Below are 26,779 nucleotides of genomic sequence, written 5' to 3'. Positions count from 1 at the left end.
GAAAATGATTTTATGCGCATTTACCCTCTGGTCTTCAAACATGTGTTCACCAAAATGGATCCTGAACAGGCACACCATTTTGCATTCAACGCCATCAAGATTGCGCAACGCGCAGGGCTCACCAAAGTGACGCGTAAATTCTTCGCGCCGGCACCTAAGCTGAAGCGAACCGTCATGGGCATTGACTTCCCGTCACCGTTTGGACTCGCGGCTGGTTTTGATAAGGGCGCTACCGGGATCGTTGCGCTCAGCGACATTGGTTTTGGACACGTCGAGATCGGTACGGTTACCGGTCAGGCGCAGCCAGGTAACCCGCAGCCGAGACTCTTCCGTCTGGTTGAAGACCGTGCGGTGATCAACCGTATGGGATTTAATAACGAAGGCGCCGAACGCGTTGCAGCGAGAGTATCCAATGCTCGTCAAGCACTGAAAAGTGATTACGACGCTACCCGTCCGGTGATCGGCGTGAACATCGGCAAGACTAAAGTTGTCGAACTTGAAGATGCAGTGGGGGATTACCTCGCGTCAACACGTCAGCTGGCCATCCACGCGGACTACCTCGTGGTTAATGTGTCCAGCCCAAATACTCCGGGTCTACGCTTGCTACAAAGTGTGGAGTCGTTGCGACCACTGCTCAGTGAAGTTGGACAGCTGGCAGATAACGTAGCCGGTCGTCATATTCCGTTGCTGGTCAAGATTGCACCGGATCTGAGTGACGAAGACGTTTCTGAAGTTGCCCAGTTGGCAGTGGAACTTGAGCTCGACGGAATTATCGCCACCAATACAACCATTGGACGCGATGGGCTAAAGAGCGATTCTGCGAAGGTTCAGGAAATTGGCGCCGGCGGCTTATCAGGTGCTCCTTTGAAGCAGCGTTCCCTCGAAGTACTTCGCCAGCTGCGTTCCTTGGTTCCTGAACAGATGGCACTGATCGCTGTGGGCGGTGTTGAGAATGCCCAAGACGTTAAGGATCGACTGGACGCAGGCGCAAACCTCGTTCAGGGTTACACCGCGTTCCTTTACGAAGGACCGTTCTGGGCGCGCTCGATCAACAAGAGCCTAGAGCGCATTCTGTAATCAGCTGCGCTGGAAAAAGCATGATTTGGTAAAGCAGTGGAGAACGAGTTTGAACTTGTTCTCCACTGCTTTTTTGTATCCGCGACTACAAGTCGATAAGGAATGCGTCTGCTCGGGGGAGTACAAGGTTTTTAGGGCCAGGCCACTAACCCTTAGTAAAACCTTGTAAAAATATATACACACTTTAAACATTGTAACTGGCAGCTAAAGGATATTAGAATAGGGACAAGCTCTTTTGAGCTTGTCCCTTAGTGGCTGGTACAGCCGAAATTAGTCGATTTTGGCGCCTCGGGCGACCTGTGGCTTCGGCAAACGAAGCTTACGGAACTGCATTCCACGCATCGCTGCGTACATGCGGATACCGCGTTCCATATGGCCAAACTTTGCCACTAGGCGACGCTTGAGCACGATTGAAGTGAAGATCGCTTCAAGGATGATCAAGGCGATAACAACCCAGAGGGCGATCTGAACGATCATCTGAACCGGCAGATTCCGTTGGAATACCAGCGAGATCACCAAGAAGGCCAGGATGATAAACATCATGAACTCGCCGAACATCCAACGAGCATCAATGAAGTTGCGAGTGTAGCGCTTCTGTTCACCCTGATCACGTGGCATCAGGTAGCGCTCTTCACCGGTCTCATTGGCCAAGCGAAGGCGGTTCTGAGCTTCGATGCGTCGCTGACGCTCTGCTTCTTTGGCTTCCTTGCGGTCAGTAGGCACCAAGGGGCGCTGACGGTTTGCCTGCTGCGCACTGCGCTTGGGCGTTGGTCCCGCTTTACGGCCATCCGTTGAATCCGGAGCCTGCTCTGCGGGCTGTACATTTACGGGGGATTGAGGATCATCCTTTTTACGTCCAAACACCCCACCATCTTAGCCGGAAATAGTTAGCCACGTGACATTCGATACGCGAGGAATTGCTAGGCTGAAGACATGAGCACAAATTCAACCTTCGACGCCGCAACGAATGGCGTCGATATTCAGTCACTCAAGAACCACATTGATTCAAACTTCGAGCAGATCCTCGAAGAGCTCAAGACTTTGGTTTCTATCCCGAGCATCGCTTGGGAGTCCTTTGATCCGCAGAACTTAGAGAAGTCCGCACAAGCGGTCGCCGAGTTAGCTAAGAACGCAGGCATGGAATCGGTAGAGATTCTGCGCGAACCAGCTGACGATGGCACGATGGGCGCTCCTGCAGTTGTCGCTCAACGCAAGGCAGCTCCCGGCAAGCCAACCGTTCTGCTTTATGCCCACCATGACGTGCAGCCTCCAGGCAACGACGCGGATTGGAACACGCCGGTATTCGAAGCCACCAAGGTAGGGGACCGCCTCTTTGGCCGCGGCGCTGCCGACGACAAAGCCGGCATCATGGTTCACATCGCCGCATTGCGCGCGGTGCTTGATCTGGTCAGCGATTTTGGTGTTGGCGTTACCTACTTCTTCGAAGGTGAGGAAGAAGCTGGATCGCCGTCCTTCCGCAACTTCCTCGAAGCACACCAGGACAAGCTGGCAGCCGACGTGATCGTTGTTGCCGACTCCAGTAACTGGGCCGTGGGTACCCCGGCGTTGACCAGTTCATTGCGCGGTATGTGTGCAGCAGAGATTACCGTTCGTTCGCTGAAGCACGCCGTTCATTCGGGCATGTTTGGCGGTCCAGTGCTGGACTCGCCGTTACTCGCTGCAAAGCTCATCTCCACCTTCCACAATGAAGATGGTTCGGTCGCCGTTCAGGGCTTGGTGTCCAATGAAACTGCGGACGTCGACTTCGACGAGCAGCAGTTCCGCAATGACTCGGGCGTCCTGGATTCGTTCGAATTGGCCGGTACCGGGAAGATCACCGATCGCCTGTGGAATAAACCAGCGCTGAGCGTCATTGGAATGGATATGCCTAGCGTTGATCAGTCGTCGAATACCCTCATTGCGCAAACTCGTTTTAAGGTTTCGATGCGATTGGCTCCGGGACAAGATCCAGCAAAGGCTCTGTCCGCCCTAGAAGAGCACGTAATGGGTGTCGATCTTCGCGGTGCACAGGTGGACTTCAAGGCAACCGAAGCCGGAAATGCTTATAAGGCTGATCTTGATGCTTCGGCTAATGACACCGCCCGATGGGCGTTGGAACAAGCTTGGGGTGTTGTACCGGTAAATATGGGCTTAGGTGGCTCAATCCCATTCATCGCTGATTTGCTCGAAGTCTTCCCGAAGGCGCAGATTCTTGTGACCGGTGTTGAGGACCCTGATTCAAGGGCGCACTCCGCGAACGAGTCACTGCACATCGGAGACTTCCAGCACGCTATCGAGGCCGAAGCGCTTCTACTGGCAAGGATCAACGTCGAAGGGCTATGAGGCGCGTCATACGAAGTGACACAGGGGGAGAAATCTTAGCTGTTGCGACGTAGGATAGAACCAAGAGCAGAGGCTGAACTTTGAGGGCAATCCTTGAAGCTGAAGCCATAACTAGCAGTAATGGGAGGAAATCATGACTGTAACTGTTGACCAGACCAAGGGTGACCCAACCGAGTTGCCAACCCATGAGGTAAACATTTCCGATGTGGCCGCAGACAAGGTGCGCTCATTGTTGGAGCAGGAAGGCCGCGACGATTTGCGTTTGCGCATCGCCGTTCAGCCAGGCGGCTGCTCGGGCCTGATCTACCAGCTCTACTTTGATGAGCGCATGCTCGATGGTGACGCTGTGCGTAACTTCGATGGCGTAGAAGTCATCGTAGACAAGATGAGCGTCCCATACCTTGCTGGTGCATCCATTGACTTCGAGGACACTATCTCGAAGCAGGGCTTCACCATCGATAACCCTACGGCTTCCGGCTCTTGCGCCTGTGGAGACTCCTTCCACTAGGTCATAGGGAACTAACGCCGCTGTTCAAACGTTGAAGAAATTTCTCGTTAGAACAGCGGCGTTTTTCGGCATTCTGACCCCTGAGAGGGTAAGCTCTACGTTAAGTAGTAAAACTATGTTTCCTCTTCGTGAGCCACCTCACTGTGCAACTCGTTTAACCACGAGGTGACTTATGAAGACCACATTCTGCACCAACAAAGAGGAAGGGCCGTCTGTGAGTTCGCAAGACCGAACCGGCAGTCGCGGGTCTGCTAAAGCCAAAGTTTTGGCTTTAGTCGGCACTGGCGCACTGCTTTTGACGGGATGTTCAGCGGAGGCAAAACGCGGTTGGCTCCCCAACGTGGAGCGCGACACCACCAACCACACCGGTGCAATCCAGGATTTCTGGGTTCACTCGTGGATCGCCGTGGTAGTCATCGGTGTTTTGACCTGGGGATTGATGCTCTGGTGCATCGTCGCCTACCGCCGCCGTAAGACTGACACGGGTTACCCACGTCAGCTGAGCTACAACATGCCACTGGAGATCTTCTACACGGCCATTCCTTTGGTCCTTGTTCTAGTCTTCTTTAGCTTCAACAACACCCTTGAGAAGAGCATCAACAAGCCGGTTGATTCTCAGCTCGTCGTAGACGTTCGTGCCAAGCAGTGGTCTTGGGACTTCAACTACACCTACCAGGGATCTGAAAAGCACTTCACCGGCACTCAGGCTCACCTGCACACCGACGGTTCAGAAGGTGCTCGTGAAGAGCTGCCAACCTTGTACTTGCCAGCTGGCAAGTCGGTACAGCTAGATCTGAACAGCCGCGACGTCATCCACTCGTTCTGGGTACCAGCCTTCTTGCAGAAGCTGGATATGATCCCGGGCAAGACGAACCATATTTACCTCACCCCACAGGTTGAAGGTAACTATGACGGTAAGTGCGCCGAGCTCTGCGGTGAGTACCACTCCGAAATGCTGTTCAACGTCAAGGTTGTAAGCGAGTCCGAATTCAAGGCTCAGCTTGCAAAGATGGACGATGGACACATCGGTGAAGAGTACGACCGTCAGCCTGACGCAGTAAACGGCAAAGTTGTAGAGCACGGGGAAGGAGAGTAATCGCTATGTCAACATTTGAATACGCTTCTGACGACTTCAAGTCGGTTACCTCGGCCGTGGTTCCAAAGTCGAAGGGTCGCATCTTCGTCGACTACATTACTTCGACTGACCACAAGAAGATCGGGTACATGTACCTGATCAGCTCGTTCATTCTGTTCTGTGTAGGTGGCGTTATGGCGCTGCTGATTCGTGCAGAGTTGTTCCAGCCAGGTATGCAGATCCTGCAGACCAAGGAACAATACAACCAGCTGTTCACCATGCACGGCACCGTCATGCTCCTGATGTTCGCAACCCCGCTGTTTGCTGGTTTTGCTAACGTCATGATGCCACTGCAGATCGGTTCCCCAGATGTGGCCTTCCCACGTCTGAACGCTTTGGCTTTCTGGTTCTTCGCTATGGGCTCGGCAATCGCGCTGGCCGGCTACCTCACCCCACAGGGTGCAGCAAGCTTCGGTTGGTTCGCTTACGCTCCACTGTCGAACACCACCTTCTCGCCAGGCGTTGGCGGAGACCTTTGGGTCTTCGGTCTAGCACTGTCGGGCTTCGGTACCATCTTGGGTGCCGTCAACTTCATCACCACGATCATCTGCCTTCGTGCACCTGGAATGACCATGTGGCGCATGTCGATCTTCTCGTGGAACACCTTGATCACTTCATTGCTGGTCCTGATGGCCTTCCCACCGCTGGCAGCTGCGCTGTTCGCTTTAGGTGCTGATCGTCGCTTTGGTGCTCACATCTTTGATCCTGATAATGGCGGTGCAGTCCTATGGCAGCACCTGTTCTGGTTCTTCGGACACCCAGAGGTTTACATCATTGCGCTGCCGTTCTTCGGTATCGTCTCTGAGATCTTCCCGGTCTTCAGCCGCAAGCCGATCTTCGGTTACAAGGGTCTGGTCTTCGCGACCATCTCGATCGCTGCATTGTCGGTTTCCGTTTGGGCACACCACATGTACGTCACTGGCTCGGTAATGCTTCCGTTCTTCGGTTTCATGACCATGCTGATCGCTGTACCAACCGGTGTGAAGTTCTTCAACTGGATCGGTACCCTGTGGCGCGGTTCGATTACTTTCGAAACGCCAATGCTGTGGAGCATCGGCTTCATGATCACCTTCTTGTTCGGTGGTTTGACCGGTATTATCCTTTCGGCACCTGCGCTGGACTTCCACGTTTCTGACTCGTACTTCGTGGTGGCACACTTCCACTACGTGGTCTTCGGTACCGTTGTCTTCGCAATGTTCGCTGGCTTCTACTTCTGGTGGCCAAAGTGGACCGGCAAGATGCTCAACGAGCGTCTTGGCAAGATTCACTTCTGGATGCTGTTCATCGGCTTCCACGGAACCTTCCTGATCCAGCACTGGTTGGGTGTAATGGGTATGCCACGTCGTTACGCCGACTACATGCCTGAAGATGGTTTCACCACCATGAACCAGGTTTCGACCGTATTTGCATTCATTCTTGGTGCCTCCATGATTCCGTTCTTCTGGAACGTATGGACCACCTTCCGCAATGGTGCAAAGATCGACGTAGACGATCCATGGGGCTTTGGTGCTTCGCTGGAGTGGGCAACTTCTTGCCCACCACCACGTCACAACTTCCACTCGATTCCACGCATCCGTTCAGAGCGTCCAGCTCTGGACCTGCACCACCCGGAACTGAGCGGTCGAGTTACACCTGAATCGCCGGCTGCAAAGATCTTTGGCCCTGCTGACCAGAAGGATCTGTAACGATGAAAGTTGAATCCTGGATTTTCCTAGGTGGCGTTTTCTTCTTCGCCCCTATTGCAGTCGTTTACGGCTACATGACCAACTGGAGCGAATGGGTTGGGTTCATGGCATTGCTAATGCTCGTGGGCCTGTCCGCCATGGTTGGTTGGTACCTGATGTTCACCGCCAAGCGCGTCGGGCTTCGTCCCGAAGACCGCGTTGATGGTGAGATCCACGAGAACGCCGGTGACATCGGAATGTTCTCGCCATGGAGCTGGTGGCCACTGGTACTTGCCGGTTCCGCAGCGATCGCCTTCTTGGGCATCGCCGTTGGCTGGTGGGTCTTCTTCATCGGCGCAGGTTTGTCGATTGTAGGTTTGACCGGCTGGGTTTACGAATACAGCCGTGGAGACCACGCACACTAAGCAGTACTCCTAATGGGGTGACAAGCAATTGCTTGTCACCCCATTAGTCTTTTAACATCAGTAGGGTCGACACCACAGTCTCGGCTTAGCTCGAATAGAAGGGTCAAGCATGCGCCATGCACCACAGCCGAAAGTTGAGGCTCACCTTGATCCGCAGAGCAAGCAGAGCAAATACCGGCAGATCAGAGAAATCCTGCGGACCCACGCGCGCGAAGCCTGCAAGCCAGGGTACAAGCTACCGCCCGAGAGAGAACTCGGTGAACACTTTTCGGTGGCCCGTAAGACCATCAGGCAAGCTATTGATGCCCTAGTTGATGAACAGGTGCTCAAGCGTGTAGTTGGCATTGGAACATTTGTTGTGCCAGAGAAACTGGATTTACGGGTCAGGCTGCATTCCTACTCCGAAGACATGATGCGCCGTGGCATGGTCCCGGATGCTCACGTTCTCGCATTCGCGGAGATCAAGTCCAGCCCGAACCTTGCCCTGCAACTCATGGTTGAGGAGGGGGCACCCGTGGTGCAGTTTAAGCGCCTGCTGTTGGCCGACGGTACTCCCATGAGTTTGGACGAAAACTATATGCCGGCGGATCTAGTTCCAGGCTTTGTCGACGGCGAACCGCCATCAAAGTTGTATCAGGCGCTGCACGAGCGCTACGGCATCCTTTTGGAGTGGGGTGAGGATCAGGTCGAAAGTACAGCAGCAAGCAAGTCACAGGCGCATTTGCTGGGCGTAGAGCCAGGCTTCCCACTGTTGCAGATCACCCGCTATGCGTATATTGGCGAGCGACTGGCCGACTACTCGGTCTCGCTCTACCGTTCGGACCGTTACAAGCTCTTTGTACCGCTACAGCGTGTTGGAACCCGTACGCCGCGTTACACCGAGGCGTACTGACACCACTGCTCTAAAACTTTCCCGTCTCGTAGCTAGAAGGCTGTGGGCTGCTTTTGATGAATCAGCTGGGGGAGTCACGCTGAGAGAACTGCCTGGCTCAGCTGCCTGCTCCCGGGCTCACCCTAGACTAACTACGGACGAGTTGGTCATCACGTCCAATCGGGACTGTTGCCCTGGTCCAGACTTGCTCGCTGCCTGAAATTAGCATCCGTGTCGCGTTGAGGCAGGTGGGTCAGCCTTCACCAGTTCATCAGACGCCCCTGGTCCGCTTCACGAGCCTGCGCAGACACCGAAGCACCCGGTGGCTCATGCATCCCCGTTACCGGCGCGCAGGGGGGACGCTGTGGCTTTGGGAGTTAAATAAATGAGGGACACACCATTTGGTGTGTCCCTCATTTAGTGACTAACGCGAGTCGGAATTACTTCTCGATCGAGTCTGCTTTGTTGCCCTCAACCTCATGGTGACCGTGAGCAGCATGTGCTGCTTCCAGTTCCGATGGGGTAACAGGAGCAACACGATCTTCGAAGAAGAACTTCGAGATCATTGCGCGGCGCTTCTCCGAACCGGAGACGTGGCCAGCGGCGTCAGGCTCTGCCGGGATGTACTGGCGATCCACGAAGTTGGTCAAGAGGTAACGCTTGTACACGTCAACCTCTTCGTGCTTCTCAGTGAATGCACCTTCAGGGGACATCTGGATGATGCCAGCTTCACGGCCGTGCAATACGATCTCACGATCCTTGCGCTGCAGCGAGAGGCAGATACGACGGGTCAACCAGAAGGCGAAGATTGGGCCTAGGAAGAACAGTGTACGCAACCAGTAGGTCACATCGTTCAGTGACACATGGAAGTGCGTTGCGATCAAGTCAGAGGATGCAGCTGCCCACATCACGCTGTACAAGGTCACACCGGCCATACCCATGGCGGTACGGAACGGAGCGTTACGCGGACGATCCAGCAAGTGGTGCTCGCGGTTGTCCTTGGTTACCCAACGCTCAATCCAAGGCCATGCGAACATCACCATGAAGATTGCGCCAGCAGGAACCAGTGCAGGCAACAGAACCGAAAGAACCAGAGTGTTGGTACCCCATGGGAATGGGATGTTCCACTCGAAGCTGAAGTTTCCAAGAACACCTGGCATCAAGCGCAGGGCGCCGTCAACAAAACCGATGTACCAGTCAGGCTGGGTACCAGCCGAAACAGGGGATGGGTCGTATGGTCCGTAGTTCCAAATCGGGTTGATCTGGAACAGGCCAGCGATCAGGGCAACGATGCCGAAGACGATGAAGAAGAATCCACCGGCCTTTGCAGCGTAAACCGGACCAACTGGGAAGCCAACAACGTTGTCGTTGGTGCGACCTGGGCCTGGGTACTGAGTGTGCTTGTGAGTCACAACCATGAACAGGTGGATGACGATCAGCAAGATGATCACTGCAGGCACAATCATGATGTGCAGTGAGTAAAGACGCTGGATGACATGCTCGCCTGGGAACTCGCCGCCGAAGAAGAACATCGACAGGTAAGTACCAACGATTGGCAGTGCCTTCATAACGCCATCGATAATGCGCAGACCGTTACCGGAAAGCAGATCATCGGGAAGGGAGTAACCGGTGAAACCAGCGGCCATACCCATAATCAGCAGAACGCCACCAACAACCCAGTTCAATTCACGTGGGCGACGGAATGCACCGGTGAAGAACACGCGGAGCATGTGCACGGACAGCGAAGCTACGAAGAGCAATGCCGACCAGTGGTGTACCTGACGCATGAACAAGCCACCGCGAACATCGAAGGAGATGTCCATAGTGGATGCCATAGCCGTGGACATTCCAAGGCCCTTCATTGGCACGTACGAACCTTCGTAGACAACGTGGGCCATCGATGGATCGAAGAAGAAGGTGAGGAAGGTACCCGAGAGCAGCAACAGTACGAAGGTGTACATTGCCACTTCACCGAACATGAATGACCAGTGATCTGGGAAGATCTTGCGACCGAATTCCTTGACGATGCCTGAGGCACCAACGCGGGAATCAACAAAATTCGCAATACGACCGGTGGTGGTCGCTGGGGTGTATTCGTTAGATGCACTCATGATTAGCCACGCTCCCAGTAGGCTGGGCCAACAGGCTCGTGGAAGTCACTCTGTGCAACCAGGTAGCCGTCAGCGTCAACAGTGATTGGCAGCTGAGGTAGAGCGTGTCCAGCCGGTCCGAAGACAACCTTGCATTCCTGAGTCAGGTCGAAGGTCGACTGGTGGCAAGGGCACAGCAGGTGGTGCGTGTGCTGCTCGTACAGTGCGATTGGGCAACCAACGTGGGTGCAAATCTTGGAGTACGCAACGATACCGTCAACGTTCCAGTCTTCACGGCCCTCGGAGATCTGCATTTCAGCTGGATCCATACGCATCAGCAGTACAACGGCCTTAGCCTTCTCATTGAGAGGGTTCTCGGTCTCGTTGATGCCTTCAGGTACAACGTGGAATGCCGAACCGATCTGAACATCCGATGCCTTGATCGGGGTGCCCGATGGATCGCGGGTCAGACGAATGCCGGTGTCCCACATGGTGTGGCGCATCTGGTCAATCATCTGGTGAGCGGTCTTACCGGTACGGTCCAGGTCGCGGAACATGAACACGGCTGGAATTGGAGCCAAAGCGATGGCGCCAATCAGGGTGTTGCGGATCAGCGGACGACGCTTGATACCGGATTCTTCGATGATGGTGTCTACGATCTCAACGGCATCTTGGCGGTCAGCCTCAGAGGTGATCTCGTGGCGCATTTCCATGAGCTCGTGATCTGGCATCAGGGTCTTTGCCCAGTGGACAATACCCACACCGATGCCGAGCATCGCGAAGCCAGTGCCGAGGCCCAAAGCAGCGTTCTGCACACGCAGTTCAGCGAAGGACATCTCGCCTAGGCGGCCCAGGACGAAGTAGGCCACGAAGAAGAAGAGCGTGCCGATGATGGAGATGGTAAATAGGAGCGCTACTTGACGCTCGTGTCGCTTGGCTGCGCGCGGATCGCGATCTGCGAGACGCGGACGATGGGGTGGTAAGCCTGGATCTGGGAAACGATCCTGAGCTACATCGTCAGCCTTAGCAACGGTGCCCGAGTTTTCGGGACTGCCGTGACTATGGTCGCCCATGTTTCTCTCTCATCCTTTTGTTAGGAATTTATGTACGTAGTGATGTTGCGGCTTGCGCCGCGCTTTAGGAAGGACGCGAGGTCAACCAAATGGTGAAGGCGATGATGATACCCAGACCAGCGGTCCAGGTGAACAGGCCTTCAGCAACCGGGCCCAAGGAACCCAACGCAGCGCCGCCAGCCGAACCATTAGCTTCAATGGTCTTCAGGAAGGTGATTACGTCACGCTTCTCGTCTGGGGTGATGTTGGAGTCGTTGAACACTGGCATGTTCTGTGGGCCGGTAGCCATCGCTTCGTAGATGTGCTTCTCGGTTACGCCCGTCAAAGTCGGAGCGAACTTACCACGGGTCAGTGCACCACCGGCTGCAGCAGCGTTGTGGCACATTGCGCAGTTCACGCGGAATACCGTTCCACCGTGAGCGGCGTCGCCCTCGGTGGTGTCTAGGTACTCTTCATCCGGGACAGACGGACCTGCACCCAAGCTGGCAACATAGGCTGCCAACTGAGAGATCTGCTTGTCGTCGAACTGAGCTGGCTTGGCCTGAGCCTGTGGGCCCTGCATCTGCATTGGCATACGGCCGGTGCCGACCTGGAAGTCAACAGCCGCCGCGCCTACGCCGATCAGCGAAGGACCGGAGTCAGAACCTTCGGCATGCATGCCGTGGCAGGTAGCACAGTTGGCGGCGAAAAGCTTTTGACCAGAGTCAACATCGGACTGCGATGCTGCGGTGGTCTCCGCGGCCTTCGCTTCGCTAATGTTTCCTGCTGCGGTGTAGAGACTGCCGGTAATCAGCAATCCAAACAGAAGCAGGGCCACAGCGGCGAGCGGGTGGCGGCGCTTTTTCGAAAGAGCCTTCACTTGCTGGTTCCTCACTTAGTTTCTTAGGTGTGATGTTGCCGTACTTCTTGTTGAGGCAACCTATTACTAAAAGCTGCTACTTCAAGAAGTAGATGATCGCGAATAGCGCGACCCAAACAACGTCAACGAAGTGCCAGTAGTAAGACACGACGATGGAACCCGTTGCTTCAAAGTGACCAAACTTCTTAGCCAACATTGCACGACCAATGATCAGCAAGAAAGCAATCAGGCCACCGGTCACGTGAATGCCGTGGAATCCGGTGGTCATGTAGAAGGCCGAAGCGTAGGAGTTCGAGTTTAGTGCTACACCCTCGTGAACGAGGGTGACGTATTCAAAAGCCTGAACCGAGACGAAGATGGAACCAAGGATGAAGGTAAGAATGAACCATTCAATCATTCCCCATTCCTTGAAGCTAAACAGTCCGCCGGAACGACGAGGCTTGAATTCTTCGGCACGGAACACACCAAGCTGGCACGAGAATGAGCTGGACACCAGAATCAAGGTGTTAACCAGCGCAAACGGCACGTTGAGTTTGGCAGTTTCATTCGCCCAGAGTTCGGGCGCGGCAGCCCGGAGGCTGAAGTACATGGCGAAGAGGGCGGCGAAGAACATGAGCTCGCTGGAGAGCCACACCATCGTTCCCACCGACACCATGTTTGGGCGGTTCGGCGCATGTGGCGCCGTCGTATTTGGGGCATGAGTCGCAGTTGTCACACTGACATTATGTCTCTAAATGCCCCTCAGATACCAATGCAAAAAGGCGTTGCCGGAGGTTTTTTGCGCCACATAGGGACAACATCCGCGGAAACACGCGGAAGTATCAAGAAAACTCTTTCTACAATTCGTAGAGCTTGAACCGGCGAGTCTGGCGAAACAATCGCTTAAGCAACAGATGCGTGTCCTATTTATCCCTGATCCCTCTAGGGATTTAGCGACTTACGCCACACCATCTGGCTTCACGAATTGGGCTACTACCGGCTAGCTAGATAGGCTTTCATTTGTGTCAACGAGCCTTGAATACGAAAAGTTCCCAACGTGGCCAGATCTTCTGGCTACCCTGATCAGCGGTGGCGATCTCAGTCGCGAACAGGCCGCTTGGGCCATGAATGAGATCATGAGCGGCGAAGCCAGCGATGTTCAAATCGCCGGCTTCCTCGTTGCGTTGCGTTCAAAAGGCGAAACCGTTGCCGAATTGACCGGTTTGGTCGACTCAATGGTGGCCAATGCACGGCCATTAAATATTGACGAACAAACTCTGGACATTGTTGGAACCGGCGGGGATCGTCAGAACACCGTAAATATCTCCACCATGGCCACCCTGGTGTGCGCCGGTGCCGGTATCAACATAGTTAAACACGGCAATCGCGCCTCTTCTTCTTCCTCAGGATCCGCTGATGTTTTGGAAGCTCTAGGCGTTCGCCTCGACGTACCAATCGAGCGCCTTGTAGAGGTGTACGACAAGGTTGGAATTGCGTTCTGCTTTGCCAACGTATTCCACCCCTCGATGCGTCACGTGGCCGGGGCCCGTCGACAATTGCGCATCCCTACCGCGTTTAACTTCATGGGTCCGCTCACCAATCCAGCACTACCTTCAGCTTCTGCGGTCGGCTGTTCGGACCTCGTCATGGCGCCGATCATGGCCGGTGTTCTAGCCAGCCGAGGTTCACGTGGCCTGGTATTCCGCGGAGAGGATGGACTCGACGAGCTGACCACAACATCAGCTAACCAGGTCTGGGAAATACGCGATGGAAAGGTCACCCAGTTTGCCTTTGACGCTGCAGACCTAGGGATCGACCGGGTTACTATCGAGCAGCTACGCGGCGGCGACGCTGTACACAATGCACAGGTTGTAAAGGACATTGTCTCTGGTTCCACTGGTCCAGCGCGCGATGCAGTATTGCTTAATGCAGCAGCCGGCATGGTTGCCTACGACAGCTCTAGCGAGGGCAGCTTCCTTGAACGGATGCGAACTGCCATGGACCGGGCAGCCAATTCTATCGATTCAGGCGCAGCCAAGGCCGTGCTGGAATCATGGTCAAAAACTACTCAGGAGATCGTAGGGGAGTAACCACACCTTCTACACACAAGGACGCCCCTTAGTTGTTTGGTTTACAAACAACTAAGGGGCGTCCATTGTGCGTTGTGATTAGTCGTCAAGACCCAGGGAGAACGCCGCTTCAAGGTCGTGATCCGAGTAGGCGCGGAAGGCAATATGCGTTTGGGTGCCTCGAATGCCGGGAATCTTGGAGAGCTTATTGGCGATTACTTCAGCCAAATCTTCATGCTTGTGCACCCGAGCCACCGCGATCAGATCCCAGTCACCAGCGACTGAATAAACTTCACTGATCCCGGGAATGGAGGAGATCTGCTGTGCACACTCTGGGATGCTGTCAGTTGCCGTCTGAATCATGACGAATGCGGTGACCATTGCTGCGCCTTTCACTACGTGGTCTCCATCGTGAAGACCCATTACTTAGTTTCAACTCTAGTCGAAAATGAATAATCAGCGAGCCTGCACCGACTCGAATCGAAAGCTCTTTACAGGCTTATAAATTGGTATATCCACTTACAAAGTTATATGATTGTTGCATGATTGTACTTACCATTGACCAGCGGCGTTCCAGATCCTCCGAGGACAAGGTTCAAACACTCATCGAGCAGGCGAACGCCACCGTTGCGGTTGTCCGCCAATTCGAGCGTACCGCTGGTGATGAAGTTCAGGCTGTATTGGATGACGCGTCCGAAGCAATCAGGCTGGCAGTCATGATGGCAGCTTCGGGGGACTGGAGTGTCGGACTAGGTTTCGGCCAAGTGGAGACCCCGCTTCCTAAGGAAACTCGCGCCGGCCGCGGACCTGCCTTTGAATTCGCCCGCGTCGCCGTGGAGCGAGCAAAAAATACCAACGCTCACGTAGCGGTACATGGCCCGTCCCACGAAGCCACTCGACTTGAAGCAGAGCTTCAGCTAACTGCCTGCATCGTTTCCAAGCGACGAGCGACCGCTTGGGAGGCCGGTACTTTGGCTGACGAAGGTCTAACCCAACAGCAAATAGCAAAGGAACTGGGCATCACCCAGCAAGCGGTCTCATCTCGTCTGTCTGCCGCGTTATGGTTTGAAGCTAACCGCATGATGGATGAAGCGGCCAAGTCGCTAACAAGGCAACTGAAAATGCTGGGGGAGTCTTAGATGTTTTGGATCGCGTGGAGCAGCCTTGGACTGGCCACCATTCTTTCCTGCTTGGCTGCCTACTTTGGATCATCTATCGGCAAACGCGCGGGCACGCGAGAATTTCTGGTCGTCGCGGCCGGAATCCTAGCAATCGTTTCCGCTGTCGTTGCGGCCGTAACCGACTCAGTGGCACAGGCCTCAAACGTTCCGGCGTTCTACGTCATCGTCCTGTCCTCAATATTTGCTATCAGCTTCGGTGGACCCTTTACGGAGCTCGTGTTCCGCCTAGCAGCCAAGAATGACTCAACACTTGTTAAAGACGAATCCGACCCATCACCACTACGAGGTGGTTTATGGATCGGACTCTTAGAACGCGCCGCAATTGTTAGTACCCTATGGGCTAGCTGGCCTGAAGGCATCGCTATCGTCATGGCGATCAAGGGGCTGGGACGATTCTCAGAATTGAAGGATCACCGAGCCGCCGAGCAATTCATCCTGGGTACATTTGCCAGCGGGCTGATCGCAGCGGGTTCTTACGGGCTAGGCCTTTTGTTGTTGTGATCGCTTAGCGATCCATGACGTTACCGCGCGACGCCCAATCAAGAAGACCCCGAGGACAATCAGGGTCACAATGACGAACGAGAACGCCGCAGTTTTGCCCATCATGATCCGTACGACCATACCTATGGCTACCGTTCCCAGCCACACGAGAATTCCCGAGGGCCAGAGCTTGTTGATGGTCAGCCAAGGCTTGGACACAAGCGTCATGATGACGTAAGCAATCAGGAACGGCAACGCAGTCAGCAGGATCCCGCCGAGGCCCAAGCCATGTTCATGCTCACGGCGCCCAAGCGTCGCGAAAAGAATAATGAGAACAACGTCAATGACGGCCAGCATCGGCCATTTGCTGAGATTTTGCTTCATACACTCATCTTAGAGTCGTAGCCACTTCGCTAAGAAAGCCATGGCGAAGACTTGCCTGTTGACTCAGACACACGAGACGCGGATTCATTGCGGCTGACTACGGCGCCATACCCGAACCCCACGTCAACTAGCATTAGTAGCATGAAGGCATGGCCGGGCAGCGCGTGGATACAGCAGCATCAGATTGCGCTCTATCTCATTGCTATCCTCGCCGGATGTCTCATTGGGGAAGTAGCACCAAGCTCAGCGTCAGCCTTTTCCTTAGCCGTCAATCCGCTTCTTGGCATCCTAATGTTTTCAACGTTTCTGGGCATTCCATTGCTTGGCCTGCTTGATGGTCTTCGAGACATCAAGTTCATTGGTTCGCTGTTATTGGTGAACTTTGTACTCGTTCCCTGCCTTGTGCTGCTGGTGACCCGGATTATTCATATCGAGACTGCTGTGCTCATCGGTGTTGTGCTGGTGCTGCTGGCTCCTTGTGTTGATTACGTCATCGTCTTTTCTGGCATTGCCGGGGGAGATAACCACAAGCTGCTGGCCGCCGCACCATTGCTGCTCGTGCTTCAGATGCTTTTGATACCTATCTACATGTATCTGATCGTTGGGAAAACGTCGTTGACCGTTTTCACACCGGGTCCATTTCTCCACGCGCTCGTCACGCTAATCCTGCTACCGCTAGCCCTCGCCTGTGCCATGCAACTATTAGCTTCACGATTCAGCTGGGCCGGCCGCGTCGCACCACTTGCCGATTACCTCATGGCGCCAATCATGATGATGACATTACTGGCTGTTATTGCTTCACAATTTCATTCGATTTCATCCCAGCTCGGGGAGTTGCTGACACCGATCTTCGTCTTCGCCTTATTCGCCCTTGTAGCCGGGATCCTCTCAGTACTGACTGGCAAAGCGTTCGGTCTGACTACCCGTTCGCTACGCGCGCTGACATTCAGTGGGGTTACTCGAAACTCTCTCGTTGTGCTCCCGATTGCCCTAGCGTTGCCCGCTGAATTCGCATTGACTTCTTCTGTTGTAGTCACACAGACGCTCGTAGAGCTGATGGCCATGCTGCTGATGATCAAAATAGTTCCTCGAATGATCTAGATGAACGCTTTCATGAACAAATAACTAGCGTTAAACAGGAAGTGACCTGCCTGAACGTCATAACGGCGTTCAGACAGGTCACTTCCTATTTATCTAGAGGCAATGAGGGCACATTTCATAAATTGTGCGCCATAGTGTCAACTGATGATTAGCTGCGTCCGCCAGGAGGCCCCATGACCAGCATGGAGGAAAACACCCCAACGATGACTACGAACAAGATGACGGCGGTGAGAACTGGACGGGCCACTAACCACCTCATGAGCGAGTCCATCCAGGACTTATCGCCCGGGTGATCCGTGGCGGTAGTGCGCCACTGACCGTCCAATTTACCGTTGCGTTCAAGCCATTTGTCGAAGGGGATAGTTAGGAACGGAACGATGGACGTTGCGGCGGCGCCAAGAATAAGGCGCTTCCTCCAACGTTGGTTCATACCAACAAGAACTGCAGTGGCGATGTAGGACAGGAAGACAAATCCATGAATGAACCCGGCAATTGATACCGGCCAATCACCGACTTTGATTCCGTATTTGAGAATCATGGCCAGAATTAACAGAGTCCAAGTGATCGCTTCTGCACGCGCGACAGTTCTGTATAGAGCGCTAGGTGACATGGTCTGGCGTCAGTCCTTGAAAGATAGGGGAGTACTACTCGAGTTTGAGTTCTCAACAACCTTATCGCGTGAACTCCTCGCCTTTGAATGAGACAAATTTTTTGAATCAAACGACTGTGAGAGATCCCGTCACATAGCTGCCTAGCAACCAACACCTCGAGGCTGAGGTAAGTTCCGGACTGTCTTGGTTATGAGTTCTCAGATTCTCAATCTCGTGCACGTCATTGCAAGTGCAATTAACGTGGACCCGCGAACACATACCCATACGTCGCCGGATCGGTGTTGTCGAGCGTTCGACTCCCAGATTGTGAACTGGCAAGGATCTAGGGTTTCAGTCGCTGGTTCAGCGTTTCGTTTACTGGCGGGCACACACCACTGTCGTAACCGATGAGCTGCCGCACGAATCAAGCGCAGCAAGACCTGCGTTCGTTGGACATGTGCGTATCTAGGTTCACCAACACGTCAGGCAGTCGCGAGGAAGGTATTGAGTGATCGGTGTTTAGATGCTTTATCAACGTTTGAACGCCTAGATGACCCTCAATGGGGAACAGCCAGTTTTCCACTACTTTACATAATGTAGATTATCGGCTTATTGATAACCTGCGCAGAAGTACGTGATCACCCGCCCAGATACATGGATACGACGCTTCGTGAGCAACAAGTTTTTACGCTTCGGAATCCTGTAGTGCGAGCCGATGTCCAGCAAAGTCCACGGTCTGATAAATGAACTGGCGGGTTCGTTCGTCATGCATTGAATAGATTGTGTGTCGACCAACCTTTGACGTTTGCAGAACGTCAGCAGCACGAAGCTTCGTCAAGAACTGACCTGCGACCGTTGGACTCACACCAATTTGCTGAGCCAGTTCTGGTAACGACATGTCACCTCGACACAACACCCACAGCATTTGAAGCCGCAACGGATCAGCCATGGTCTTGAGCACGAGAACACTCATTTCCAATAGATCCCTCGGGATCATTCCTTCTTGTGTCTCCAGGACACCAAAGTCACTGGTCATCGATCTCACCCCTTAGATTCATTCCTTAGGATCATCACCGTTGAGCCGTGGGTGGTAGTCCTTTCGAGTCCGTCCATTATGGTCACGCGCGCCGATAAAGCGATAGGTCTTGCCGAAATTCGCCTAGAGTCTCCGCTCACCCCACTAAACTCGCCAGCACTCCCCTGCATAAATCAACCTGTATGACATAACATAAAGGTAAGTTGACTAGAGATTTTACAGACCCACTGACTTGGTCACGCGCTTTTCACCGATTGGATCGCCACCGTCCGAACCTGCGAAATTGGATGCTAAGCGCGAGGGTGGCAAAATTTAGCTATGCCCGATTCGTTGCCTGATGTTCCCGTGACCGAACTCGGCGTCACCCGTATCCTCCATGCCCTCAACGCTCAAGGAATTGACCTTGACCAAGCGCAACGCGAACTCGTTGGAATCTTGGGACGATTCATTCACGCTGATACCAGCAATGATCGACAGGGCGTATATATCTACGGGCCACCAGGCCGCGGCAAGACACTAATCACCAACACATTTGTCGCGCTTCAATCGTCCAGAACCACCAAGCGATTTCACTTCCATGAGTTCTTTCAGAAACTGAATTCCCCGGTCAATCGAGTCCCGGGTCAGCCGATGGGAGCCATCTTCTCACAAGGACTCGAGCGAGAATTAGCTGGCGTCGAGTTGCTCGTTTTTGACGAATTTCACTGCACCGAACCAGGCGACGCCATGCTCATGGGCAAACTCGTCAAGTATTGCCGTGAGCACGGCATCCGACTGGTCACCACCTCAAACTACGAACCCGAGAAGTTGTTGGATGATGACACCTTCCACCATCTAGTTAAACCAATTATCGAGAACATCCGCTTGAACTTCGAGGTCTTTGAACTCGATAATTCATTGGACTATAGGCTCGTGGACAACGGCCACTCAGGTGAGCGCACCGGATTCCGAGCCGGCTCACTGACCTTACTCCCCCAGGAAATTCTTGCCTCTGAACAGGCCACATGGGTTGAGATTGGTTATGACCGTATCCAAGCCACTGGAGTCGAGGACGACACGATATGGATCAGTTTTGATCAAATGTGCCGCACCCGTCGAAACACCGCTGACTATCTAGAACTCGCCAATAGATACTCGCATTGGCACATCAGTGAGATTCCATCGAGCGACACTATGGCAATGGATGAGGAACGCAGGCTCGCTAACCTCATAGACGTCTTCTACGACAAGGATGTCGAAGTACATCTGTACGCTGAAGATGATTTATCCGGGCTTGGCCACATGCTTCACGACACCGAAAAGGCCCGACTGACTTCCCGTCTAACCCAACTCAAACGCAGCGAACACGAACGGACAAGCGCTTCTCGATGAACACCGACTACACAGCTCAGGAAATCCAAGACCTCGTTAGCGAAGTACTTGAGACAGCGGATGAAAACGGCGTACTGCCGATTGTTCAGCTGGGACATCCAGTTCTTCGACAACGCGCTACCGCCTACAACGGTCAACTTCCAACGCAAATGCTTGAAGAACTTCTCGAGGCGATGCGCCAGACAATGTATGACGCGCCTGGCGTAGGGCTAGCCGCGCCACAGGTTGGAATCCCTCTGCAGATTGCTGTGTTGGAAGATCTTTATCCAATTCCAGAATCCAGCGCGCTAGAACGTGAGCGGGAACCGTTGGAGTACTTTGAAATCTTCAACCCGAGCTTCGTAGCTACCTCTGACCGCCAAGCTGAATTCTTTGAAGGCTGCCTATCCTTCGACGGATTCCAGGGAGTCGTAACCAGGCCGGCAGACATCACTGCCAGCTTCGAAGATCGTGAGGGGAAAGAACAGTCGAGATCCTTTAGCGGATGGCAGGCACGTATCGTTCAGCACGAAACTGACCACCTCTTTGGCACGGTCTATGTAGACAAAGTCGAAACTCGTTCGCTCATCAATGAGAGCGAGCTTTGGCACCATGATGATCTAGATGTCGCTACTGCCCGACGGGTACTAAATTTCTAATGACCAACACCTCAACCACCGCAACCTGTCCTGTCTGCGAGCTAGAGCTGGTCTTCAGTGGCAAACAGCGTAAGACGTTGATCTGTTCAAACGGTCATCGATTTGATGCGGCCAAGCAAGGGTATTTCAACTTCCTTACCGGGAAGGGGACGAACTTCCTTGAAGACACTTCCCCAATGGTTCAGGCACGCGATGCCTTCCAGTCCAAGGGACACTATGCTCCGCTAGCGCAACGACTAGCAGCGCTGATCAACGAGCATCATCACAGCGACGTACTGGAAATCCTCGATGCCGGTGCCGGAACCGGCTACTACTTAGCTGAAATCCTCAAAGCCTCGCCAAGCACTCATCAGGATGCTCTTGCCCTGGATATCTCGCGATACGCGATGCGTCGTGCGGCGAAGGTGCCTGCTACTTTGGCGATGGTTTGGGACGTTTGGCGTAAGCTCCCAACGGCCGACGCATCACGCGATGTCGTGCTTAATTGCTTCGCCCCGCACAATCCTGCTGAGTTCCGCCGGGTATTACGGGCCAATGGATTGTGCCTAGTAGTTACCGGAGAGCCTGGACATCTCCAAGAAGTCATTGAGCCGCTAGGCATGCTTTCTGTTGCCGAGGGAAAGCAAGAATCCCTGACTGAAAAGTTCGGCTCCGAACAGCTGCGCCATATCGCATCCGAAAATCTGAGCTACACGATGAGCTTGGATTCTTCAGACCTATTCAACCTGGCCTTCATGGGACCGGCAGGCCACCATCTGTCCCCCGATACGTTGCGAGACAAAGCTGAAGCGTTGGGCACTCAAGAAGTCACCGCATCCTTTGGAGTACACATTTTCGCTCCGAGCGCCTAGAAGATACCCCAAAATGACTACTCATTTATGGGAGCGTGTACGGCAGAATATAAGAAAGGCCAAAGCTTCTGGTCCTTGTCTTATGAGAAATTAGGTGGATTCCATGACTACAGCGGAATGGATCATAAGTAACGCGTGGGTCATTTGGCTCGCGCTGTTCTTGCTGCTGGCCATCATCGAGATGCTCTCTCTAGATCTCTACTTCATCATGCTTGGCGTCGGAGCCCTCGGCGGTGTCACTGTTGCACTGCTTAGTGGCCCGTTGTGGTTGCAGGTAGTTGTTTTCTGCCTTGTTTCTCTCCTCATGATTTTGCTCGTTCGCCCCATCGCGATGAAACACATAAAAAAGTCACCTGTCGGTTATCGAACCAACATCGAACGACTTATCGGTGCGGACGCTCTCATCCTTGAACCAACTTCGCGCCTGTCAGGTTCGGCAAAAATTCAAGGTGAAACCTGGACGGCACGGGCAGAACCAAGTGTGCCGACAATGTCGCCTGGTACCTATGCCGTAGTTTCACGTATTGACGGAGCAACCGCCTTCCTGACGTCGAAGCCCGCTGATCAAGCGGACGTCTAGAGCTAGCTCAACTGCTATTTACCACTCATCACCCAGCACAATGAAAGTGAGTATGACCATGAATAACAATGGTTTTGGCTTGTCTGTTGTGCTTGTCGTTTTGGCAATCTTCGTGATTGTCGTTCTATTGCGCAGCGTACGAATCGTGCCTCAGGCACGAGCTGGCATTGTGGAACGTCTCGGCAAGTACAACCGCACTTTGAACCCCGGCTTGACGATTCTGATCCCATTTGTGGATCGCCTCTTGCCCCTGCTGGACCTGCGCGAGCAGGTTGTTTCGTTCCCACCACAGCCGGTGATCACCGAAGATAACCTGGTTGTCTCCATTGATACCGTGGTCTACTTCCAGATCACCGAGGCACGTGCAGCTACGTACGAAATCGCCAACTACATCCAGGCTGTCGAGCAGCTTACGACCACAACGTTGCGTAACGTGGTCGGCGGCTTGAACTTGGAACAGGCGCTAACCAGCCGAGACCAGATCAATGGTCAGCTTCGCGGCGTGTTGGATGAAGCTACCGGCAAGTGGGGCATCCGTGTTTCCCGCGTTGAGCTGAAGGCTATCGATCCTCCCCTGTCGATCCAGGACTCCATGGAAAAGCAGATGCGTGCAGAGCGTGACCGCCGTGCTGCGATTTTGACCGCTGAAGGTACCAAGCAGTCCTCGATCCTTACCGCCGAAGGTCAGCGTCAGGCTGAGATCCTCCGAGCCGAAGGTGACGCGCAGTCCTCCATCCTTCGTGCTGATGGTGAAGCTCAGGCTATTCAGAAGGTCTTCGACGCAATCCACGCGGGCCGTCCGGATCAAGAGTTGCTGGCTTACCAGTACCTGCAGACCCTGCCCAAGCTTGCCGAAGGTACCTCAAACACCTTGTGGGTTATCCCAAGTGAGCTCACCGAGGCCTTGAAGGGCATCGGCGGAGCTTTAGGTGGAAACGGTGCTGCTTCAGCTCCGACTCCCCCAGCTGCCCCACGCACTGACGTGTAGTAGTAACAGCTTAAATAACTAGATCGCGCTCTGCGGCGAGGTGCATGCTTTGCGCCTCGCCGCAGACGCGTATAATGGGTGTTTTGGTACTTAGTGAAAGTCAGCTGCTTGTCGGCTGGAATTATTTCCGGATATCAAACGTTGGTACGTGTAGCGAATTCTTTAAACATCGCGGAGGAAAAAACATGAGCGATCGCAGCCTACGAGGCATGCGCCTGGGTGCACAGAGCATGGAATCTGAGGCAGGTGTGGAGCCGGCTGCCCGTCAGCGCGTGGAATACCGTACCGAGGACGGCGAGACCGTCTTCGTTGTCTTTGCAGCAGAAGCTGAAATTCCAGCCGTTTGGCACACCAAAACGGGCAAGGAAGCCAAGCTTGTCCACGGCGAAGCTAGGGCAGAAGAAGCTAGCAACGAAAAGCCAGTTCGTACCCACTGGGACATGCTCCTCGAGCGTCGCAGTGAAGAAGAGCTGGAAAAGACTCTGGCAGACCGCCTGACGCAGCTTCGCGCTGCTCGCGGGGAATCAGCCTAACTTCTCCCCCAGCAACGGACACCGTCGAGTACAGCGTCCGTTTCAGAATCGTTTGAGGGGCCGGTGCCGCAACTAATAGTTGCAGCACCGGCCCCTCAGATGTTTCTAGCACTCACAATGCGCTGTGCTTAAAAGAAAATGGTGCGCACCCGTTATCCGGGCGCGCACCAACTTCTACAAATTTACTTCTTTGAGGTGAGCTTCTTCCAGCGTGCACCCATGCCCCAGCGAGTCACGTTCCACATTGCTTCAAAAACAATGTTGCCGCTCATCTTCGAAGCGCCAAGTTCACGCTCAACGAAGGTTACTGGAACCTCAACGATTCTCTTGCGCAGCATGGCTACGCGGAAAGTCATATCAACCTGGAAGCCGTAGCCACGTGATTCGACGGCGTCAAAGTCAATGGCTTCAAGCGTCTCACGCTTGAAGGCTCGGTAGCCTGCGGTAATGTCACGCAGTGGCAAACCAAGCATGGTGCGGGAGTAGAAGCTACCACCACGGGAAATGATCTTACGCAGCAGTGGCCAGTTCACAACCTCTCCACCCTTGACCCAACGCGAACCGATCACTAGGTCTGCGCCAGCGGCGCTTGCTTCGAGCAGGCGCGGAAGTTGCTCAGGCATGTGCGAGCCGTCAGCATCCATCTCGACAAAAACGTCGTAGTCGCGAGCCAAGGCCCATTCGAAACCAGCGATGTAGGCAGCGCCCAAACCGTCCTTGCCCGTACGGTGCAGCACATGGATGTTTGCGTCATCAGTTGACATCTTGTCGGCTAGTTCACCGGTGCCATCAGGTGAATTGTCGTCGACGATCAATACATCCGAATCCGGAACGGCGGACCGCAACCGTCCTACTGTTAGCGGGAGCGACTCCAGCTCGTTATAGGTCGGGATGATGGTAATGACGCGCACTCGGCGGCACCTTTCTGGGTATGCAACAAGAATGTTCTCCCTGCCCGGCAGCTGAGACAAAACATTGTCAGATATTGCTACGGATAGAGATAGTCCAAACTCAAAGTATAGTCATCAATTGCTCGTGAAGCCGGCGTAGACACTGGATTAAACAGCGATCCTCAGTGACTTCGGCCCTATCTCGCTCGCCATAGGCACGCAAAATGTTATCTAAGGTCACTGAGGATCGTTGTTCAACTTGCGTCGTTTCGAACGCAATGCTTGTGCATCACGAAGAGGCGCTTAGTTCAGCCTAGTGGTTACCCCACCCACACTGTCAACCGTCTAATGACTTCAGTCTTTATCTAGACGACTCAAGTCAACGTAGGTTTCCTAAAAATGTTAAGGCTGAAGTCAAAGTTTTACTTTAAGCTAATTTTGAGTTTCGAGGTTGTCAAAAATCGTCACGCCGGCACGCACCGTACGCAGGCACTCAGGGATTTCCTCGTCCACTACCGGCAGCATAGGCGTACCAGCGCGGGCATCTGTGCTCCACGAACTAATGCGAACGTCCGGGGTCTGCACGGCCAGTTCTGATGCGGTCCACACGGCGAAGGTTGCTTGCGCGCCAATGGCTAGTTGTCCGGCCAACGGGTTCATCTCCCCCATCGCACGATACGTGGATCGAGTCTGGGCAAGGAATGCTGCACGAGCCGAAACCCGTCCCTGGGTGTTAGACATATTCATGGCCGCGCGCACCACCTGCCAACCGTCAACCTCGGTGACTGGTGCATCAGAGCCAAGGACCATGGGAACGCCGGCAGAAAGCATTGCCGAGAGGTTATTCATGGACTCGGCGCGCTGCCCCAGCCTCTGAGCGTACATGCCGTTCGAACCACCCCAAGCGTGATCGAAAACTGGCTGCATGGACACGGTGATCGCATACTGCAGCAGTCGCTGACGCGTAACATCATCAACCATTTCGACGTGCTCCAGGCGGTGCCGGGCCATCTGGAGTTTAGGAACACCGATTTCTTGTGCGGCCAGATCAAATCCGTCCAGCACCTCATCCAGTGCACCATCACCAATAACGTGGAAGGAAGCCTGGATACCTCGGCTGCTACAAGCCACAAGGTGAGCGGCGATTTCTTCCTTGTTTAGGTACAGCGTGCCGCGTTCCCCGGCCTTGTCGCTGTAGTCTTCGCGCAGGTAGGCGGTGTGGCTACCTAGTGAGCCATCAACTTTCAGGTCCCCACCAATACCTAGCAAACGTCCCTTTGGGAACGAGCTGAAGAGCTCGTCTGCGGTGTCTGCGTCACTAACAGCTTCGCCCCAGAAGCCATAAACCTGCGGAAGCTTTGGCTGGTTATCGGCCAGTAGCTGATCTAGGGCAGCGCGACCCTCAAGGTGCGGGGCAGCCATCTCCACGACGGTGGCAAAACCACGCGATGCATAGTGTGCCAGTGCCAAACGCTGGAATTCATGATCCGCTTTTTGTGCCTTGGCAATCGCCAAACGTACGTCGTCGTGATCAGCTCCGGCTACCACGCCAGGCTTCAGGTGACCCAGCCCAAGGAAATCAAGCAGTTCCCGGTTGACCAAGGCACTGTGAACATCACGGCGCGAAAGATAGTAGGCACGACCGTCGGCGGCGCTGGTGAGGTCGTTAGCCTCTGGCAGAGTTTGGTCTTCCCAATCGGAATTGTCCCAACCCTGCGCAAGAACTACCTTGCTGGATTTCTGACCCTGAACGGCAACCAAGGACAGCAAAGAGCTTGCCGAAGTTGCTGAACTTAAGTCAGCACCCGAAAGAGTGCGTCCTAAGGCGGCCAGGTGGGTGTGGGACTCAACGAAGGCCGGAGTCACCAATGCGCCTCGCAGATCGATGACCTCATCGACATTCTCGGCGTGGCGGTCTGCTGCGTCCTCACCGCCAAGCCATGAAATAGTATCGCCATCTACAACAATGGCGGTCGCAAACGGATCCGCGGCTGAATAAACTGCCCCGTTTCGGTACAGTGTTTTTGCCATCAGTGTGCTCCCTTTTCTCGTGCACCGATTAG

At 54.1% G+C, this 26,779-nt stretch carries 28 protein-coding genes; 17 read left to right on the top strand and 11 right to left on the bottom strand.

Features of this window, described 5'->3' with window-relative positions; translation table 11 throughout:
- Window positions 1–12: 12 nt before the first annotated feature.
- A complete protein-coding gene (locus tag EYR88_RS02840) occupies window positions 13–1,077 on the top strand; it encodes a quinone-dependent dihydroorotate dehydrogenase (RefSeq protein ID WP_131088219.1) in 1,065 nt (354 codons plus the stop codon).
- A 270-nt stretch (window positions 1,078–1,347) separates the two neighbouring features.
- On the opposite strand, the gene EYR88_RS02835 is transcribed toward EYR88_RS02840, so the two are convergent.
- Window positions 1,348–1,941: a DUF3043 domain-containing protein gene (locus tag EYR88_RS02835; protein ID WP_131088218.1), complete on the bottom strand. Its 594-nt coding sequence runs from the start codon at window positions 1,939–1,941 to the stop codon at window positions 1,348–1,350.
- A gap of 69 nt (window positions 1,942–2,010) precedes the next feature.
- Here EYR88_RS02835 and EYR88_RS02830 point away from each other — a divergent pair, with 69 nt between their 5' ends.
- The 6 genes from EYR88_RS02830 (at window position 2,011) to EYR88_RS02805 (ending at window position 8,044) form a co-directional block, all read left to right on the top strand.
- The gene (locus EYR88_RS02830; RefSeq protein ID WP_131088217.1) at window positions 2,011–3,420 is read left to right on the top strand and encodes a dipeptidase; all 1,410 of its coding nucleotides are present in this window, start codon (window positions 2,011–2,013) and stop codon (window positions 3,418–3,420) included.
- 133 nt (window positions 3,421–3,553) lie between these two features.
- Window positions 3,554–3,928: an iron-sulfur cluster assembly accessory protein gene (locus tag EYR88_RS02825; protein ID WP_131088216.1), complete on the top strand. Its 375-nt coding sequence runs from the start codon at window positions 3,554–3,556 to the stop codon at window positions 3,926–3,928.
- Between the two features lie 214 nt (window positions 3,929–4,142).
- Window positions 4,143–5,024, top strand: a complete 882-nt coding sequence (coxB, locus tag EYR88_RS02820) for a cytochrome c oxidase subunit II (protein ID WP_131088215.1) — start codon at window positions 4,143–4,145, stop codon at window positions 5,022–5,024.
- Between the two features lie 5 nt (window positions 5,025–5,029).
- Window positions 5,030–6,748 carry a cytochrome c oxidase subunit I gene (ctaD, locus tag EYR88_RS02815; protein WP_131088214.1) on the top strand — a complete coding sequence of 573 codons (1,719 nt, stop codon included), beginning with the start codon at window positions 5,030–5,032 and terminating at the stop codon, window positions 6,746–6,748.
- Window positions 6,749–6,750: 2 nt separating this feature from the next.
- Window positions 6,751–7,152, top strand: coding sequence for a cytochrome c oxidase subunit 4 (locus tag EYR88_RS02810; protein WP_131088213.1), 402 nt, complete (start codon window positions 6,751–6,753; stop codon window positions 7,150–7,152).
- Between the two features lie 109 nt (window positions 7,153–7,261).
- Window positions 7,262–8,044 (top strand): GntR family transcriptional regulator, encoded by a 783-nt coding sequence (locus EYR88_RS02805; protein WP_131088212.1) that lies wholly within the window; start codon window positions 7,262–7,264, stop codon window positions 8,042–8,044.
- 419 nt (window positions 8,045–8,463) lie between these two features.
- Here the strand turns inward: EYR88_RS02805 and EYR88_RS02800 are convergent, their stop codons facing one another.
- From EYR88_RS02800 to EYR88_RS02785, 4 genes are all read right to left on the bottom strand, one after another.
- On the bottom strand, window positions 8,464–10,134 hold the full coding sequence (locus EYR88_RS02800) for a cytochrome b (RefSeq protein WP_131088211.1): 1,671 nt from the start codon (window positions 10,132–10,134) through the stop codon (window positions 8,464–8,466).
- Window positions 10,135–10,136: 2 nt separating this feature from the next.
- Window positions 10,137–11,186 carry a Rieske 2Fe-2S domain-containing protein gene (locus EYR88_RS02795; protein ID WP_131088210.1) on the bottom strand — a complete coding sequence of 350 codons (1,050 nt, stop codon included), beginning with the start codon at window positions 11,184–11,186 and terminating at the stop codon, window positions 10,137–10,139.
- A gap of 64 nt (window positions 11,187–11,250) precedes the next feature.
- A complete protein-coding gene (locus EYR88_RS02790; protein WP_131088209.1) occupies window positions 11,251–12,045 on the bottom strand; it encodes a c-type cytochrome in 795 nt (264 codons plus the stop codon).
- Window positions 12,046–12,121: 76 nt separating this feature from the next.
- Window positions 12,122–12,760 (bottom strand): heme-copper oxidase subunit III, encoded by a 639-nt coding sequence (locus tag EYR88_RS02785; RefSeq protein WP_131088208.1) that lies wholly within the window; start codon window positions 12,758–12,760, stop codon window positions 12,122–12,124.
- 286 nt (window positions 12,761–13,046) lie between these two features.
- Between EYR88_RS02785 and trpD the strand changes: the two genes are divergently transcribed.
- Entirely contained in the window at window positions 13,047–14,114 is a 1,068-nt protein-coding gene (gene trpD / locus EYR88_RS02780) for an anthranilate phosphoribosyltransferase (RefSeq protein WP_131088207.1), read from the top strand.
- Between the two features lie 78 nt (window positions 14,115–14,192).
- Here trpD and EYR88_RS02775 read toward each other — a convergent pair whose 3' ends face one another.
- Window positions 14,193–14,474 (bottom strand): Lrp/AsnC ligand binding domain-containing protein, encoded by a 282-nt coding sequence (locus EYR88_RS02775; RefSeq protein ID WP_131089764.1) that lies wholly within the window; start codon window positions 14,472–14,474, stop codon window positions 14,193–14,195.
- A gap of 161 nt (window positions 14,475–14,635) precedes the next feature.
- Between EYR88_RS02775 and EYR88_RS02770 the strand changes: the two genes are divergently transcribed.
- Window positions 14,636–15,232 (top strand): sigma factor-like helix-turn-helix DNA-binding protein, encoded by a 597-nt coding sequence (locus tag EYR88_RS02770; protein WP_131088206.1) that lies wholly within the window; start codon window positions 14,636–14,638, stop codon window positions 15,230–15,232.
- Window positions 15,233–15,775: a hypothetical protein gene (locus EYR88_RS02765; RefSeq protein WP_131088205.1), complete on the top strand. Its 543-nt coding sequence runs from the start codon at window positions 15,233–15,235 to the stop codon at window positions 15,773–15,775.
- On the opposite strand, the gene EYR88_RS02760 is transcribed toward EYR88_RS02765, so the two are convergent.
- Window positions 15,755–16,138, bottom strand: coding sequence for a DUF3054 domain-containing protein (locus tag EYR88_RS02760; protein WP_131088204.1), 384 nt, complete (start codon window positions 16,136–16,138; stop codon window positions 15,755–15,757). The two genes, EYR88_RS02765 and EYR88_RS02760, sit on opposite strands and share 21 nt — an antisense overlap.
- A gap of 141 nt (window positions 16,139–16,279) precedes the next feature.
- On the opposite strand from EYR88_RS02760, the gene EYR88_RS02755 reads away from it, so the two are divergent.
- On the top strand, window positions 16,280–17,239 hold the full coding sequence (locus tag EYR88_RS02755; protein WP_131088203.1) for a bile acid:sodium symporter: 960 nt from the start codon (window positions 16,280–16,282) through the stop codon (window positions 17,237–17,239).
- Between the two features lie 148 nt (window positions 17,240–17,387).
- Here EYR88_RS02755 and EYR88_RS02750 read toward each other — a convergent pair whose 3' ends face one another.
- Window positions 17,388–17,849 (bottom strand): DUF3817 domain-containing protein, encoded by a 462-nt coding sequence (locus tag EYR88_RS02750; RefSeq protein WP_131088202.1) that lies wholly within the window; start codon window positions 17,847–17,849, stop codon window positions 17,388–17,390.
- 665 nt (window positions 17,850–18,514) lie between these two features.
- Window positions 18,515–18,865, bottom strand: coding sequence for a metalloregulator ArsR/SmtB family transcription factor (locus tag EYR88_RS02745; RefSeq protein WP_131088201.1), 351 nt, complete (start codon window positions 18,863–18,865; stop codon window positions 18,515–18,517).
- Between the two features lie 318 nt (window positions 18,866–19,183).
- Between EYR88_RS02745 and zapE the strand changes: the two genes are divergently transcribed.
- The 6 genes from zapE to EYR88_RS02715 all read left to right on the top strand — a co-directional run bounded on the left by zapE (window position 19,184) and on the right by EYR88_RS02715 (window position 23,826).
- A complete protein-coding gene (gene zapE / locus EYR88_RS02740; protein ID WP_131088200.1) occupies window positions 19,184–20,236 on the top strand; it encodes a cell division protein ZapE in 1,053 nt (350 codons plus the stop codon).
- Window positions 20,233–20,874, top strand: a complete 642-nt coding sequence (gene def, locus EYR88_RS02735; protein ID WP_131088199.1) for a peptide deformylase — start codon at window positions 20,233–20,235, stop codon at window positions 20,872–20,874. Before zapE ends, def begins: the two co-directional genes overlap by 4 nt.
- On the top strand, window positions 20,874–21,725 hold the full coding sequence (locus EYR88_RS02730; RefSeq protein ID WP_131088198.1) for a putative RNA methyltransferase: 852 nt from the start codon (window positions 20,874–20,876) through the stop codon (window positions 21,723–21,725). The genes def and EYR88_RS02730 overlap by 1 nt, the downstream gene beginning before the upstream one ends.
- Window positions 21,726–21,828: 103 nt before the next feature.
- Window positions 21,829–22,305 (top strand): NfeD family protein, encoded by a 477-nt coding sequence (locus EYR88_RS02725; protein ID WP_131088197.1) that lies wholly within the window; start codon window positions 21,829–21,831, stop codon window positions 22,303–22,305.
- Window positions 22,306–22,363: 58 nt separating this feature from the next.
- Window positions 22,364–23,293, top strand: a complete 930-nt coding sequence (locus EYR88_RS02720) for an SPFH domain-containing protein (RefSeq protein ID WP_131089763.1) — start codon at window positions 22,364–22,366, stop codon at window positions 23,291–23,293.
- 185 nt (window positions 23,294–23,478) lie between these two features.
- Window positions 23,479–23,826: an RNA polymerase-binding protein RbpA gene (locus EYR88_RS02715; RefSeq protein ID WP_131088196.1), complete on the top strand. Its 348-nt coding sequence runs from the start codon at window positions 23,479–23,481 to the stop codon at window positions 23,824–23,826.
- A 182-nt stretch (window positions 23,827–24,008) separates the two neighbouring features.
- On the opposite strand, the gene EYR88_RS02710 is transcribed toward EYR88_RS02715, so the two are convergent.
- Complete coding sequence (locus tag EYR88_RS02710) at window positions 24,009–24,737, bottom strand: polyprenol monophosphomannose synthase (RefSeq protein ID WP_131088195.1); 729 nt, start codon at window positions 24,735–24,737, stop codon at window positions 24,009–24,011.
- Window positions 24,738–25,148: 411 nt separating this feature from the next.
- Window positions 25,149–26,747 (bottom strand): amidohydrolase family protein, encoded by a 1,599-nt coding sequence (locus tag EYR88_RS02705; RefSeq protein ID WP_131088194.1) that lies wholly within the window; start codon window positions 26,745–26,747, stop codon window positions 25,149–25,151.
- Window positions 26,748–26,779 lie beyond the last annotated feature (32 nt).

It is taken from the genome of Arthrobacter sp. S41 (genome assembly GCF_004320535.1).
GTDB lineage: Bacteria > Actinomycetota > Actinomycetes > Actinomycetales > Micrococcaceae > Glutamicibacter.
The sequence above is the reverse complement of the archived record's forward strand: the minus strand, read 5'-3'. Positions and strand labels throughout refer to the sequence as shown.

Excerpts from the sequence above, each read along its gene's own strand:
- EYR88_RS02840 (WP_131088219.1), top strand. The coding sequence starts at position 13 with ATGCGCATTTACCCTCTGGTCTTCAAACATGTGTTCACCAAAATGGAT.
- EYR88_RS02830 (WP_131088217.1), top strand. The coding sequence starts at position 2,011 with ATGAGCACAAATTCAACCTTCGACGCCGCAACGAATGGCGTCGATATT.
- EYR88_RS02825 (WP_131088216.1), top strand. The coding sequence starts at position 3,554 with ATGACTGTAACTGTTGACCAGACCAAGGGTGACCCAACCGAGTTGCCA.
- ctaD (WP_131088214.1), top strand. The coding sequence starts at position 5,030 with ATGTCAACATTTGAATACGCTTCTGACGACTTCAAGTCGGTTACCTCG.
- EYR88_RS02810 (WP_131088213.1), top strand. The coding sequence starts at position 6,751 with ATGAAAGTTGAATCCTGGATTTTCCTAGGTGGCGTTTTCTTCTTCGCC.
- EYR88_RS02805 (WP_131088212.1), top strand. The coding sequence starts at position 7,262 with ATGCGCCATGCACCACAGCCGAAAGTTGAGGCTCACCTTGATCCGCAG.
- EYR88_RS02800 (WP_131088211.1), bottom strand. The coding sequence starts at position 10,134 with ATGAGTGCATCTAACGAATACACCCCAGCGACCACCACCGGTCGTATT.
- EYR88_RS02795 (WP_131088210.1), bottom strand. The coding sequence starts at position 11,186 with ATGGGCGACCATAGTCACGGCAGTCCCGAAAACTCGGGCACCGTTGCT.
- EYR88_RS02775 (WP_131089764.1), bottom strand. The coding sequence starts at position 14,474 with ATGGTCACCGCATTCGTCATGATTCAGACGGCAACTGACAGCATCCCA.
- EYR88_RS02770 (WP_131088206.1), top strand. The coding sequence starts at position 14,636 with ATGATTGTACTTACCATTGACCAGCGGCGTTCCAGATCCTCCGAGGAC.
- EYR88_RS02765 (WP_131088205.1), top strand. The coding sequence starts at position 15,233 with ATGTTTTGGATCGCGTGGAGCAGCCTTGGACTGGCCACCATTCTTTCC.
- EYR88_RS02760 (WP_131088204.1), bottom strand. The coding sequence starts at position 16,138 with ATGAAGCAAAATCTCAGCAAATGGCCGATGCTGGCCGTCATTGACGTT.
- EYR88_RS02755 (WP_131088203.1), top strand. The coding sequence starts at position 16,280 with ATGAAGGCATGGCCGGGCAGCGCGTGGATACAGCAGCATCAGATTGCG.
- EYR88_RS02750 (WP_131088202.1), bottom strand. The coding sequence starts at position 17,849 with ATGTCACCTAGCGCTCTATACAGAACTGTCGCGCGTGCAGAAGCGATC.
- EYR88_RS02745 (WP_131088201.1), bottom strand. The coding sequence starts at position 18,865 with ATGACCAGTGACTTTGGTGTCCTGGAGACACAAGAAGGAATGATCCCG.
- zapE (WP_131088200.1), top strand. The coding sequence starts at position 19,184 with ATGCCCGATTCGTTGCCTGATGTTCCCGTGACCGAACTCGGCGTCACC.
- def (WP_131088199.1), top strand. The coding sequence starts at position 20,233 with ATGAACACCGACTACACAGCTCAGGAAATCCAAGACCTCGTTAGCGAA.
- EYR88_RS02730 (WP_131088198.1), top strand. The coding sequence starts at position 20,874 with ATGACCAACACCTCAACCACCGCAACCTGTCCTGTCTGCGAGCTAGAG.
- EYR88_RS02725 (WP_131088197.1), top strand. The coding sequence starts at position 21,829 with ATGACTACAGCGGAATGGATCATAAGTAACGCGTGGGTCATTTGGCTC.
- EYR88_RS02720 (WP_131089763.1), top strand. The coding sequence starts at position 22,364 with ATGAATAACAATGGTTTTGGCTTGTCTGTTGTGCTTGTCGTTTTGGCA.
- EYR88_RS02715 (WP_131088196.1), top strand. The coding sequence starts at position 23,479 with ATGAGCGATCGCAGCCTACGAGGCATGCGCCTGGGTGCACAGAGCATG.
- EYR88_RS02705 (WP_131088194.1), bottom strand. The coding sequence starts at position 26,747 with ATGGCAAAAACACTGTACCGAAACGGGGCAGTTTATTCAGCCGCGGAT.